Origin of the sequence: Mesorhizobium sp. M0051, from assembly GCF_040323235.1 — a bacterium.
Lineage (GTDB): Bacteria > Pseudomonadota > Alphaproteobacteria > Rhizobiales > Rhizobiaceae > Mesorhizobium.
On sequence record NZ_JAMYUT010000003.1, the window covers coordinates 50,593 to 63,550 of the forward strand.

Here is a 12,958-nt window from a genome sequence, read left to right on the forward strand (position 1 = left end):
CCTACTCGATGCCCAGCTTGACCTTGACGAGATCGTTGACCGCTTGTGGGTTGGCCTTGCCACCGGTCGCCTTCATCACCTGGCCAACGAACCAGCCCGCCATGCTCGGCTTGGCGCGCGCCTGTTCGACCTTGTCGGGGTTGGCAGCGATGACCTCGTCCACGGCCCTCTCGATGGCGCCGGTGTCGGTAACCTGCTTCATGCCACGGCTCTCGACCAGCTGGCGCGGATCGCCGCCCTCGGTCCAGACGATCTCGAAGAGGTCCTTGGCGATTTTGCCGGAGATGGTCCCATCCTTGATGAGATCGATGACCGCGCCCAGCTGATCAGGCGAAATCGGAGCGTTTTCAATGCCTTTTCCTGCCTTGTTCAATTGTCCGAGCAGATCGTTGATGACCCAGTTGGCGGCGAGCTTGCCGTCGCGGCCGGCGGCGACCTTCTCGAAATAATCGGCGATCGGCTTTTCCGAAACCAGGATCGAGGCGTCATAGGTCGAAAGGCCGAGCGACGAGATCAGCCGCGCCTTCTTGTCGTCCGGCAGTTCCGGCAACTCCCTCGCCAGCGCATCGACATACGCCTGGTCGAATTCCAGCGGCAGAAGATCCGGATCGGGGAAATAGCGGTAATCGTGCGCCTCTTCCTTCGAGCGCATCGAACGCGTCTCGCCCTTGACGGCATCGAACAGCCGCGTTTCCTGGTCGATCTTGCCGCCATCCTCGAGGATGGCAATCTGCCGGCGTGCCTCGTAGTCGATGGCCTGGCCGATGAAGCGGATCGAATTGACGTTCTTGACCTCGCAGCGCGTGCCGAACTCACCGCCCGGCTTGCGTACCGAGACGTTGACGTCGGCACGCATCGAGCCTTCGTCCATGTTGCCGTCGCAGGTGCCGAGATAGCGCACGATGGTGCGCAGCTTGGTGACATAGGCCTTGGCTTCGTCGGCCGAGCGCATATCCGGCTTCGAGACGATCTCCATTAGCGCCACGCCCGACCGGTTGAGGTCGACATAGGACATGGTCGGATGCTGGTCGTGCATCGACTTGCCCGCATCCTGCTCCAGATGCAGCCGCTCGATGCCGACCTCGATGTCCTCGAATTCGCCCTGGCGGTCGGGACCGACCGAGACGATCACCGTGCCCTCGCCGACGATCGGCTGCTTGAACTGCGAGATTTGGTAACCCTGCGGCAGGTCGGGATAAAAGTAGTTTTTCCGGTCGAAGACCGACTTGTGGTTGATCTGCGCCTTCAGCCCAAGGCCAGTGCGGATCGCCTGCTTGACGCATTCCTCGTTGATGACGGGCAACATGCCCGGCATCGCCGCGTCGACCAGGCTGACATTGGCGTTGGGTGCCGCTCCAAAGGCGGTCGAGGCGCCGGAAAACAGCTTTGCTTCCGAGGTGACCTGCGCGTGGACCTCGAGACCGATGATGATCTCCCAGTCGCCGGTGGCACCAGAAACAAGGCGCTTGGCGTCGGGCGTGCGGGTGTCGATGAGGGACATTGTGGCCTGCGTATTGGAACTACGGATTATGCGTTTACGCATATTTTGGTGTGCAACTTCGCTAGTGCAAACCGTTCAACGAGACAAGCGCAAAGCCACGGACTGGCCTTTTCAGCCGCTTTCGCCTATAGGACGCCCATCCCAATGGAGAGTGGATGTCCACTTACGCTCAGTCCCGGTAAGGCCCTGACCTCCTAGCGAGGCAGGGCAGAAAACCTGAAACCCCGTGCCGTGAAGTTTCGCGGCGGCGGCATTTTCTGTTTTCCCGGAAACTCTCCCATGGATATTTCGCGCATTGAACAGCGCATCCTGCACCTGCTCGCGCAGGGCGGACGCATTGAAATCGAAAAGAACGAGAAAAAGCGGATCGCCTCCGTCAAATGCCTGACCCGTGACGGCTGGCATTATCCGGGCGTCGATCTCGACATGTTTCGAAAGCTGAAGCGGAAGAAGGCCGTTTCTTCGTCGGGCGGTGGACCCTACCGCATCACCCGGCGTGGGCTGGAACTCGTCCGTTCCGAACTCGACAACAGGTAGACACGGCTCCGCCGGTCGGTGCTCCGGCCGGCGGTTCCCTCCACCGCTCAGGCGGTGGCGATATAGGCCCTGATCTCTTCGGCCTCGCGCTCGACATCCTCGATGCGGCGCTTGACCACGTCGCCGATAGACACGATGCCATCGAGCATGCCGTCCTTTTCCACCGGCAGATGGCGGAAACGGCCTCGGGTCATGATTTCCATCACCTCGTTGACGGTGTGGTTCTCGTTGCAGATCTTCACCTTGGGCGTCATCGCCGAACGCACGGCTATATCGAGCGCGGCACCGCCTTCCTTGGCCAGAACCCGCACAATGTCGCGCTCGGAAAGAATGCCGACGATCTTGTGGTCACCATTGGTGATGACCAGCGCGCCGATCCTGTGTTCGGACAGGATGCGAATGGCTTCGCTCAGCTTTTCGTTCGGCCCGAGCGTCAACACATCATGGCCTTTTTTCTCGAGAATTGCCTTCACCGTCATGGCTTCCTCCTCTGCTTTTTGCCCGCCGGTTCCAGCCTGACCGGCTTTCACATAAGAGTGAATATCGTGCGCCGTGATCGGTCGCATTTCAAGTGCGGTGGTCGGTGTTCTCCCATTCCGGCGCCTGCCACCGCCTGTCGAACCAGCGCAGGCCGAAGAAGCCGGCAACGAAGCCGCCAATATGGGCTTCCCACGCGATCTGGCCCTCTACACCCGGGGCAAAGCCAAGAAGACCGGTGGCAAGATTGATGATCATCCACACGGCGAGGAAGATCACGACGCCGCGCAAGCGCAATACCAATGCGATCGGCAGCACCGGGCCGGCGAAGGCAGCCTTGCCGGCCGAGCGATCGGTACGGAAACCGAACCGCGCCGCAGCTCCCATCATGCCTGATATGGCTCCCGAGGCACCGACCAGCGGCGCTTCTCCATAAGGATGCATCGCCCAGAAAAGCGCGACCGAAGCCAGCCCGGTTACGGCAAAGAACAGCGCGAACCAGAGCGTGCCCAAACGATTTGCCAATGGCGAGCCAAAGGCTGCAAGCCAGACCATGTTGATGGCAATATGGGCAAAGCCGCCATGCATGAAGGCATAGGTGAACGGCCGGGAAAACAGGAACCAGTCGAAGCCATATTGTCCGGTGTAGAGAACCGGGATGAAAGCCCCGTCGTACAGCAATAACATCTGCTGTGCTTCGTTCAGCACATATTGCTGCAGCAGATAGACGGCGACGCAAATGCCGATCACCGCCAGCACCACCGGGGGCAGGTTGAACACCGGCTCACGCCGCCGTGGCGGCGCGTCGTCCACCTGTTGTGTTTCCGAAGGGTCTGCCGGTTCGCTCATGCGCATCTGATCCAGGATTCCTGCGCGTCCTTTAGAGCAAGGATGCTCGCGTTGGAACAATTCTGTTTCCCGGACAGCGAATGCCCCGCACCAGGTCGCCTTCATTTGCTAAAAGACCGAAAGGAAGCGAAGCGGAAATGCTCCGGGATGCGAAAAACTCGCAACGAGCGTTCTCGGAAGCGATGATCCCCCTCCCTAGAATGCCGCCAATTCCAAAGGGGTCCCCACATGATCAAGCATCTTCTTTCCCTGGCCGTCGCTGGCATCGCCAGTCTCGTCACCGCCGCTTCGGCGCAGGGCATATCCGGCGCACCAGCTCCCTTCGACAAGGGCGGCGTCAAGATTGCCGTCGTCAGCTTCCTCGGCTCCGGCGACTGGCTCCAGGCATTCGAGGCCGGCGTGAAGCGCCAGGCCGACGCGCTTGGCATCGAGGCCAACATCTCGCAGGCGCGCAACGACATCAACACCGAGCGGCAGTTGATCCAGCAGGCGATCAACCTCGGCGTGCAAGGCATCATCATCAACAACGGCCAGCCCGAAGCCATCAAGGACGTCGCACAGGCGGCGCTTGACGCCGGCATTCCGGTGGTGGCCTACGACACCAATCTCGACAATCCAAAGATCCCGCAGGTCGAACAGTCCGACGCCGATATGGCGCGCCTCGTGCTCGACCAGGCGGTCAAGGACCAGGGCCAGAAATTCGATGGCGGCGTCCTCTATGTCGCCGGCTTCGCGCCGCTCGATCGCCGCTATGCGGTCTGGAAGGATTTCGGCAAAAAGTACCTAGGCATCAAGGAAGTCGCCACCTGGGGCGTGGTCAACAACACCGTCGCCGCTTCGGTCGCGGACCAGACCAAGGCTGTGCTCACCGCCAACCCGACGCTTTCGGTTGTCTTCGCTCCATGGGACGAATTCGCTCGTGGCGTGAAGCTCGCCATCGACGAGCTTGGCGTCGCCGATAAGGTGAAGATCTATGGCGTCGACATCTCGACCTCGGACATCCAGGCCATTCTCGAACCGAACAGCCCTTGGGTGGCGACGGCCGCAACCAATCCGGCCGTGGTCGGCGAGGCTTCGGTGCGTGCGCTTGCCCAGCTGATCGCCGGACAGAATCCCGGCCATTCCGTGCTGATCCAGCCGACGCTCGTCACCAGGAAGGATCTCGTCGACAACAACATCAAGACGATCGAGGACCTGCAGGCGAAGTTCCCGGCCTTCAAGGACAGCGACGCGGCAAAAGCACCCTGGATACCTGCGTCCAATTGAAATCCGGCATCTTCCTTCAGACAATCAGCAATCGGAACAATCATCCCCGGCCTGACCGGGGATGATCACACTGGAATGCCCGACGACGACCGCATCTGTGCCTCCACCCGCTCCGGCAGGCAGGAGGCACCGGCCCGACCTTGCGAAAGACGATCATGAGTTCTGTCCCTGCCCCCGACTATTTCAGCAACATGCGCCTGATCGGCCATTCCGATCAGGGTGGGCGACCGGACGGATTGCAGGTGATGGTGCATCGGGGCTTCGCCTATGTCGCGCATCCCTGGTCGCAGGGTTTTTCCATCATCGATGTGCGCGATCCCAAGAATCCGGGCGGGACCGTGTTCGTGCCGGCGCCACCGAATACCTGGACGATCCATCTACAGACGCATGAAGACCTATTGCTGGTCGTCCATGCGCGCGATCTGTTCGCCGATGCTGCTTTCGCGTTCGATGAGAAGGTCTACTACACCAAGTCGATCGGCGAGACGATCGGCACCGCGTCCGGTTCGGGCTCGGCGCGGGCCTGGTCGGCCGGCATGGCCATCTACGATATCTCGAAGCCAAAGCAGCCTCGCCAGATTGGCTTCTTCCCGGTCGATGGCATCGGTATTCATCGCATCTGGTATGTCGGTGGGCGCTACGCCTATGTGTCGGCGCTTCTCGACGGCTACAGCGACTACATTCTGCTCACTGTCGACCTTCAAGACCCGACACGGCCCGTCGAGGCCGGTCGCTGGTGGATACCCGGCATGCATCTCGCCGGCGGCGAGACACCGGGCTGGCCCGACGGCCGACGCTACGCGTTGCATCATGCGGTCGTCGAAGGCGACACCGCCTATGCCTGCTGGCGCGACGGCGGGCTGACCGTGCTCGATGTCGCGGACCCTGCCCTGCCGAAGCTGATCACCCACAAAAACTGGTCGCCGCCCTATGGAGGCGGCACGCATTCGGCGCTGCCGCTGGTCAAGCGCGGTCTGCTCGTCGTCGCCGACGAGGCCGTGCTCGACCATGAGGAGGACGGGCGCAAGCATACCTGGATCTTCGACATGCGCGATCCGGCGAACCCTATTTCGATCTCGACGCTGCCGACCCCGGATGAAACCGACTACACCGCCAAGGGCGGACATTTCGGCCCGCACAATCTGCATGAGAACCGGCCGGGCAGCTTCGTGTCCGACACGCTGATCTTTGCAACCTACCAGAATGCAGGGGTGCGCGTTTTCGACATCTCCGACCCCTATCGGCCGAAGGAGACAGGAGCGCTGGTACCGCCAGCGCCCAGCCGCATGGTCGACAAGCGTCCGAACCGGCCACGAGTGATCCAGTCGACCGACGTGTTCGTCGACGCCAATGGCATCATCTATTCGCCCGATTACAATGCCGGGCTGGCAATCATGGAATATGGCGGTTGACAGACGCGACCGTGCCCGTTGGCTTGCCTGCCTTTCTCAGTTCTCACCCAATCCATAACCGGCTGAACCACTTGTCCCTCACCGCCGCCCCCATTGCCGTCGCTGTCGCCGGGATCGAGAAATCTTTTGGGCCGACGCGCGCGCTCGCCGGAGCCGATCTTGCCGTCGCGGCCGGGGAGGTGGTGGCGCTGATGGGCGCCAATGGCGCCGGCAAGTCGACGCTGGTGAAAATCCTTTCGGGCTCACATGTGCCCGACGCGGGAACGATCACGCTTGGCGGCAGGTTCGTCGCCTTCGCCTCGCCCAGCGCCGCCAAGGCTGCCGGCATCGCGACCGTCCATCAGGCGACGGACCAGGCCGGCGCCGCTGGATTGACGGTCGCCGAGAATCTTCTGCTCGATGAACTTTGCCAGCCCGGCGGGCGCTTCTTCGTCTCGGCCACGTCTATCCGCAGGCGTGCGCGCGCCATCGCGGCGCTGATCGATCTCGACCTGCCGCTCGACCGCGACTTCGTCGATCTGCGGCCGGCGGAACGGCAATTGGTCGCCATCGCCCGCGCCGTAGCGGCCAAGGCCTCGGTCCTCATTCTCGATGAGCCGACATCCAGCCTTTCGGCCAAGGAAGCGGACCGGCTCTTCGCCATCATCCGGCGGCTGCGGACCGGCGGCATGGCAATCCTCTACATCTCGCACAGGCTTGGCGACCTTGCCGCCATCGCCGATCGCGCCGTCATCATGCGCGGCGGTCGCATCGTCGGCGCTTTTGCCAAGCCGATCGATTTCCCTGCCGCCGTTGCGGCCATGATCGGCCGAACATTGGAAGCCGCCACCCATGACGGCAAGACGTCGACGGCCCCGATCGTCGCCTCCATCAAGGGCGCGCGGCTGATTCCCGGTGCACGGCCTTTCGATCTCGACCTGCGCTCCGGCGAGGTCGTCGCGCTGACCGGCACGCTCGGCTCGGGCAAAAGCCGGCTGCTGCGCGCGCTTTTCGGCCTGGAAACGCTGGCGCAGGGCAGCTTCGTGCTCGATGGAAAACCGTGGCTTTCGAACGGACCGGGGCGATCGATCGAAAACGGCGTTTTCATGGTCGCCGAAGATCGCTGGGCATCGTCGCTTTTGCCAGCCGAGATTCCGGGCGCCTCGATTGCCGGCACGATCGCCCTGCCGCATCTGCGGCGCTGGTTTCCCAGCGGTCTGCTGCGGGCCGCGCGCGAGCGCAGGGTCGCCTCCGAGGCGATCGCCCGGCTCGGCATCAAGGCGCGCGGACCCGACGACACACTCGATGAGCTTTCCGGCGGCAACCAGCAGAAGGTCGTGCTCGCCCGCTGGCAAGCGGCACCTTGCCGGCTGCTGTTGCTCGACGAGCCTTTCCAGGGCGTCGACGTCGGCGCGCGTGCCGACCTGATCGCCGCGATCCGCAACAGCCAGAGCGATTCCGCCACGCTGATCGCGACAAGCGACACCGAAGAGGCGCTGGAGGTTGCCGACCGCATCCTCGTCATGCGCGATCATTCACTTCACGAGGCCGGTGACGGCCATGGCTCGCTGACAGACCAGATCGGCAAGGTCGAGAGCGAAAAGGCCGGAGATCATCGATGACGAACCTGACGACCGAGCAACCAGCCGCCCCGCGCACATCGTTCTTCCGGGAGACGCGCCGCTACGCGCTCTTCGTGCTGCTGGCACTGATGGTGATCGGCTTCTGGTATGCCCAGCCCGCCTTCATCCGCTCGGCCAACCTGTTCTCGATCCTGCAGGCGGTTTCTGTCGTGGCGATCCTCGGCGTCGGGGTTTCTATCACAATGTCGGCCGACGGCTTCGATCTCTCGGTAGGCAGTATCGCCGCCTCGTCAGTGATGGCGGCGAGCTACGCCATGGTCGTCTGGCAGCTGGACGCGGCTGAGACCATGGTGCTGGTCCTGCTGATGGGCGCCTTCATAGGCCTCTTGAACGGGCTGCTGATCGTGCGTGTCGGCGTCCCCGATCTTCTCGCCACGCTGGCGACCATGTTCCTGCTCGCCGGCCTGCAGCTGATCCCGACAGGCGGCCGCTCGATCACCGCCGGGATGGTGCTTCCCGACGGCTCATCGGTCACTGGCGCTTACGATCCAGCCTTCCTGATCCTCGGCCGGTCGCGGCTCTTCGACACGATCCCCTTGTCTGTCGTGGTCATGGCGGTCGTCGCCGTCCTCGCCTGGTTTCTGATGGAGCGTACGCGCTGGGGCCGCGTCTTCTATGCGATCGGCGGCAACGAAACGGCCGCGCATCTATCCGGCGCGCCGACCAAGGCATACCGGCTCTGGGCCTATATCCTGTCCGGCACTCTTGCTTCGCTGGGAGGTCTGATCGTCGCTTCGCGTGTCGGCCGCGGCGATGTCTCAGCCGGCAACTCGCTCCTGCTCGATGCGGTGGCGGCCTCGCTGATCGGATATGCCGTGTTCGACAAGCGTCGCCCGCATGTGATCGGCACTGTGGCCGGCGCAATCTTCGTCGGCGTCCTCCTGAACGGCCTCACCATGCTGAACGCGCCCTATTACACGCAAGATTTCGTCAAGGGCGTCGTGCTGGTTGGCGCTCTGGCGCTGACGTTCGGCCTGGGAAAGAAACGATAGTTCACGCCGGCACAGGCGTTATCTCCCCTCCTTCGCGGCGAAACGAGGGAGGGGAGAAAAGGTCAGTTGGTGGGGATCCAGCTTGCGGTCGCTGCGTCGCTCTGACCAAAAGCGGGCAACTTGGCATCGAGATCCTCGATCGTCTTGATGCCGTTCTTGCGCAGCTCCTCCTGTGTCAGCAGGACCGGCTTGACGACGATGTTGTGGCCGGGATCCTCTCCCGCGATCAGCTTTGCCGCCGCCCGCACCGAAACGGCGCCTACGACGGCCGGGTTGGTGGCCGCGGTGGCGACCCATGGACTGCCTTCCGCGGTGATCTCGGTGATATCGGCGGTCGACACATCGGCCGAATAGATCTTCACCTTGTTCGAGATGCCGAGCTCATCGGTGGCGAGTTTCACGCCGCGCGCGAACTCGTCATAGGGGGCAAAGACGACGCTGATGTCGGTATTGGCCTGGAACGCCGCCTTGGTCTGGTCGGCGGTCGACACCGCGGTCGTATCATTGACCGTTCCCCAGCGGGCTTTCTCGACGATCCCGGGATTGGCCTTCTTGGTCTCCTCCCAGATTTCATTGCGACGGTCGAGCGGCGCGAAACCGGCGACGTAGACATAACCCGCCTGGAATGAGGTGCCGTTGTCCTTGAGGGCCTGGCCGAGGGACGCCTTGGCCAACTCGTGATCGGATTGTTCGACTTGCGGGATTTTCGGATTGCCGAGATCGACGTCGAAAGCCACAACCTTGATGCCGGCGTCGAGGGCCTTCTGCGCGACATCCTTTAAAGCTTCCGGCTGGCCATGGTCGATGATGATCGCCTGGACGCCGAGATTGATCGCCTGTTCGATCTGGTCACGTTGTGCCGCCGCATCCTGCCGGCCGGAAAAGACCGTGAGATCGATGTCGAGCGCTTTCGCCTGTTTCGTCGCACCGGCCTGGTAGGCCTGAAAGAAATCGCCGGCGGAGATGAAGGTGACGAGTGCCACCTTCACGCCGCCCTTGTCGAAGGGCGCCGGCGCTCCGGCCAACCCGGCGGCCTGTGCCGCCCCGGCCGGAATGGCACAGGCGAGCAGGCTGGCGGTGATCAGTCCAAGAACGGAAGTCTTCATGAAGGTCCCCAGAAAATAACGCCGACAAGGCGCGTCTCCGACCGCGGGATCGCCGCCGTCGCGCCTCAAGGAGCGAATGCGCAAGAGTACAGCGGCAATCGAGCCGTTCGGAACGCAGATTTTTCTCTTTCGAAGCGCGTGATTGGCAAATGTTGCCGTTGCTTGTCGCAGGCTTGGGCGATGCCGCGTTGTCGATCATCGGGATTGTTGGCGGTATCGCGGCGAGCGGAAATCCCAGCCCGCTATTAACCGCGAATCGCTGGGCGCGAATCAAAAAAGAAGCCGTTCAAGGTTTCCCTTGAACGGCTGGTCGAGCCCCCTGCTCCCCTAAAACTCTGACTGAAGTGCTGCCGATCGTCGCGAAACGACCGCTTCTGGAGTGGTTTTTGTGTGCCACGGGGCTTGCTTCGACGCAACGTAAACCACTTGTTAACCTTAACGGCCCCGACCCGTGAACAAGTGTTAACGACGCTGGCACGCTTCCTGCTCCGCAACGCATGTAGGTCATCGGAGGGCGCCCTTCTGTTCACCGATGGGACATCAGACGACAGATTGCGCGGAGCAGCATAATATGAACCAGAATGGATCGATCACGCTGTTCCACTATTGGAATCGCCTGCGTGACGGACGCCCTGCCCCGAAGCGTTCGGAGGTCGAGCCGGCCGATATCAAGTCGCTGCTGGCCGACACCTTTATCCTGGAACGGGACACGCGCGGGCAAGCCGTGTTCCGGCTGGCCGGCACCAGGCTTTGCGCCTGCTATGGCCGCGAACTCAAGGGGTTTTCCTTTCCATCGCTGTGGCGCGAGAAGGATCAGCGGCTCGTCTCGCGGCTGATCCATGGCGTCTTCGAGCAGAAGTCGGTCGTGCTCATCACCTATGAGGGCTTCAGCCGCAATGGGCGCTCCAACAAGTTCGAGCTGCTCGCTTTGCCGCTTGACGGCGGCGTCGAAAATCCGCGCTGCCTGGGCGTCGTCAGTGCCGTGGAGAAGCCCTTCTGGCTGGGCGCCGACCCGATCACCGACGCGTTGATCGATTCGATCCGCGTCATCGACCCGGAGAAGGAGCTCCTGAACAACCGTCCGGCGATCGATGTTCCCTCGCTCGTTCCCGACGATCTCGGGGCACCCGAGACGATCTCGGCGCTCGGCCGGGCGCGCCGCATCCGTCATCTTGTCGTCTTCGATGGCGGGCGCGAGGAATAATCCGCAGTTTCGCGTCTCGGTAACGTCGCCCAAAAGTGCGCAGCGGTCTTGGAACAACGACATACATACAAAGGGAAGAGCCTAAAAGCGCCCGCTTTTCCCCTTTGTTAACCTGCTTTGTTGTACTTCTTTGATGAAGTTCTCGCATCGACGCGTGGGACGCAAACAGGGTGAAGGCAGTCATGAGGTCAGCGGCGATCGACTATGCGCCGTCCCAAGCTGAAAGGCGTAACTTCCAGCGCGTCCGCGTCAAGATTTACGGGCGCTTCATGCTGGAAGACCGCACCGAGCACCCCTGCCAGGTCGTCGACATGTCGCCGGGCAATGTAGCATTTCGCACCGACCGCATCGGCATGCCCGGCGAAAAAGTCATCGCCTACATCGATCATATCGGCCGCATCGAAGGTGTCGTCACGCGCACCTTGCAGGACGGTTTCGCAATGACCGTCATCGCGTCGGATCGCAAGAAGGACAAGCTTGCCGCGCAATTGACCTGGCTTGCCAACAAGCATGAACTCGACCTGCCGGAAGACCGTCGCCACGAGCGCGTCGCGCCGCGCAATCCGACCAGCGTTCTGCAGCTCACCGATGGCCGCCAGTACCAGTGCCGTATCATCGACCTGTCGCTTTCCGGCGCTGCGGTCGAGATCGACGTCAAGCCGGCAATCGGCATCCAGGTCATGCTGGGCACCATGCGCGGGCAGGTCGTCCGCCATTTCGAGGATGGCGTCGCCATCGAATTCGCCGTCATCCAGCGTCCCGAAACGCTCGATTCCGAATTCAACGCGCCGCGCGCCTGACAAGGCCAGCAACGCTTCATGAAGCCGGCCCTTTGCGGCCGGTTTTTGCGTTCGCGACATCGCCGATTGAGATGCTTCAGACAAGCTCGAGGCCGTTGCCCTGCAAGGCCCGCGTGACATCGAGCCCGAGGATCAGCTTAGAAAGCCCAAATGATTTAATACTCAAATGATTCAAATTTTATGTTTATTCTACTGGCGTTTTACTCAATATCTACTTCGTGCTTTTGCCTCAAATAAATCCACATGTGGCAATGTCTCCTTCGAACGGGGAGACTACAACAATGAAGAAAACGAGGCGCAAGCTGTTGCTGGTGGCAATAGCGATGCAGCTTTCCGCCTGGGGATCAGCATATGCCGCGGGACCGGCCTATATGCACACCGGCGGACGTACCACGCAGCCTGTCGGCCATTATGAGTTCTGCCAGCGCATAGCTGGCGAATGCAGCGAAAGGACCCCCAAGGGCGCGCCGGTCGAGCTGACCCGCAAACTGTGGGCGACGATCGTCAACATCAACAATTCCGTCAACACCCGCATCAAGCCGCGCACCGATATGGAGAACTACGGTGTCGAGGAATACTGGGCCTATCCGGATAATGGCTATGGCGATTGCGAGGATTACGCGCTCGAAAAGCGTCGTGAATTGATGGATGCGGGCGTGCCCGCCGGCAATCTGCTGATGACCGTCGCGCGCCAGCCGAATGGCGACGGTCACGCGGTACTGACCGTGCGCACCAGCCTGGGGGAATTCATCCTCGACAATCTGGAGACCAAGGTCCTGTCCTGGACGGACACCGACTACACCTATCTCAAGCGCCAGTCCGACCAGAATTCGGGCGTTTGGGTGACGATCAACGACGGCCGCTCCGACGCGGTCGCGAGCGTCCGCTAGATATCACAGATCAGGCGCTCCGCATGAGTGCGAAGCGCTTAAGGAGAAACCCGGTCGAGTCCCCACCCTCCCCGTCCCCAACGACCGGGTGAAAGGAGCCGGCCCCGTCCCCGGGCCGGCTCCGCCATTTCTGGCGATGAAATGGCATCCGCTTGAGTGTCGTCACTTGTCAAAATGATATTATGTCAGACCACCCATCGGAAGGTCGCGGCTGCTACGGACATCGGACAAAGCCAGCCCCTTGCCCCTGCGATCCAGCTTTCAAATGGCTTTTGATCGCTGCAGTATGGGCGATCAAATTG

At 61.9% G+C, this 12,958-nt stretch carries 13 protein-coding genes; 9 read left to right on the forward strand and 4 right to left on the reverse strand.

The genetic code is table 11. From position 1 onward, the window contains the following. Window position 1: 1 nt before the first annotated feature. Window positions 2-1,501, reverse strand: coding sequence for an Asp-tRNA(Asn)/Glu-tRNA(Gln) amidotransferase subunit GatB (gene gatB, locus NKJ90_RS03960; protein ID WP_023759401.1), 1,500 nt, complete (start codon window positions 1,499-1,501; stop codon window positions 2-4). Between the two features lie 279 nt (window positions 1,502-1,780). On the opposite strand from gatB, the gene NKJ90_RS03965 reads away from it, so the two are divergent. Beyond that, on the forward strand, window positions 1,781-2,038 hold the full coding sequence (locus NKJ90_RS03965; protein WP_023759402.1) for a YjhX family toxin: 258 nt from the start codon (window positions 1,781-1,783) through the stop codon (window positions 2,036-2,038). A 47-nt stretch (window positions 2,039-2,085) separates the two neighbouring features. On the opposite strand, the gene NKJ90_RS03970 is transcribed toward NKJ90_RS03965, so the two are convergent. Both NKJ90_RS03970 and NKJ90_RS03975 read right to left on the reverse strand, forming a co-directional pair. Beyond that, window positions 2,086-2,517 (reverse strand): CBS domain-containing protein, encoded by a 432-nt coding sequence (locus tag NKJ90_RS03970; protein ID WP_023759403.1) that lies wholly within the window; start codon window positions 2,515-2,517, stop codon window positions 2,086-2,088. An 88-nt stretch (window positions 2,518-2,605) separates the two neighbouring features. Continuing rightward, window positions 2,606-3,364, reverse strand: a complete 759-nt coding sequence (locus NKJ90_RS03975; protein ID WP_023759404.1) for a rhomboid family intramembrane serine protease — start codon at window positions 3,362-3,364, stop codon at window positions 2,606-2,608. Window positions 3,365-3,592: 228 nt separating this feature from the next. Here NKJ90_RS03975 and NKJ90_RS03980 point away from each other — a divergent pair, with 228 nt between their 5' ends. The 4 genes from NKJ90_RS03980 to NKJ90_RS03995 all read left to right on the forward strand — a co-directional run bounded on the left by NKJ90_RS03980 (window position 3,593) and on the right by NKJ90_RS03995 (window position 8,656). After that, window positions 3,593-4,630: a substrate-binding domain-containing protein gene (locus tag NKJ90_RS03980; protein WP_352485697.1), complete on the forward strand. Its 1,038-nt coding sequence runs from the start codon at window positions 3,593-3,595 to the stop codon at window positions 4,628-4,630. A 155-nt stretch (window positions 4,631-4,785) separates the two neighbouring features. Continuing rightward, on the forward strand, window positions 4,786-6,042 hold the full coding sequence (locus NKJ90_RS03985) for an LVIVD repeat-containing protein (protein ID WP_023759406.1): 1,257 nt from the start codon (window positions 4,786-4,788) through the stop codon (window positions 6,040-6,042). A gap of 71 nt (window positions 6,043-6,113) precedes the next feature. Then, the gene (locus NKJ90_RS03990) at window positions 6,114-7,643 is read left to right on the forward strand and encodes a sugar ABC transporter ATP-binding protein (RefSeq protein WP_023759407.1); all 1,530 of its coding nucleotides are present in this window, start codon (window positions 6,114-6,116) and stop codon (window positions 7,641-7,643) included. After that, window positions 7,640-8,656 carry an ABC transporter permease gene (locus tag NKJ90_RS03995; protein WP_023759408.1) on the forward strand — a complete coding sequence of 339 codons (1,017 nt, stop codon included), beginning with the start codon at window positions 7,640-7,642 and terminating at the stop codon, window positions 8,654-8,656. The genes NKJ90_RS03990 and NKJ90_RS03995 overlap by 4 nt, the downstream gene beginning before the upstream one ends. A 62-nt stretch (window positions 8,657-8,718) precedes the next feature. Here the strand turns inward: NKJ90_RS03995 and NKJ90_RS04000 are convergent, their stop codons facing one another. Continuing rightward, complete coding sequence (locus NKJ90_RS04000) at window positions 8,719-9,762, reverse strand: substrate-binding domain-containing protein (RefSeq protein WP_023759409.1); 1,044 nt, start codon at window positions 9,760-9,762, stop codon at window positions 8,719-8,721. Window positions 9,763-9,911: 149 nt separating this feature from the next. Here NKJ90_RS04000 and NKJ90_RS04005 point away from each other — a divergent pair, with 149 nt between their 5' ends. The 4 genes from NKJ90_RS04005 (at window position 9,912) to NKJ90_RS04020 (ending at window position 12,656) form a co-directional block, all read left to right on the forward strand. After that, entirely contained in the window at window positions 9,912-10,064 is a 153-nt protein-coding gene (locus NKJ90_RS04005) for a hypothetical protein (protein WP_156938546.1), read from the forward strand. 269 nt (window positions 10,065-10,333) lie between these two features. Continuing rightward, window positions 10,334-10,966, forward strand: coding sequence for a PAS domain-containing protein (locus tag NKJ90_RS04010; RefSeq protein ID WP_023759410.1), 633 nt, complete (start codon window positions 10,334-10,336; stop codon window positions 10,964-10,966). 182 nt (window positions 10,967-11,148) lie between these two features. Then, window positions 11,149-11,766, forward strand: a complete 618-nt coding sequence (locus NKJ90_RS04015; RefSeq protein ID WP_023759411.1) for a PilZ domain-containing protein — start codon at window positions 11,149-11,151, stop codon at window positions 11,764-11,766. Window positions 11,767-12,047: 281 nt separating this feature from the next. Next, a complete protein-coding gene (locus NKJ90_RS04020; RefSeq protein WP_023759412.1) occupies window positions 12,048-12,656 on the forward strand; it encodes a transglutaminase-like cysteine peptidase in 609 nt (202 codons plus the stop codon). Window positions 12,657-12,958 lie beyond the last annotated feature (302 nt).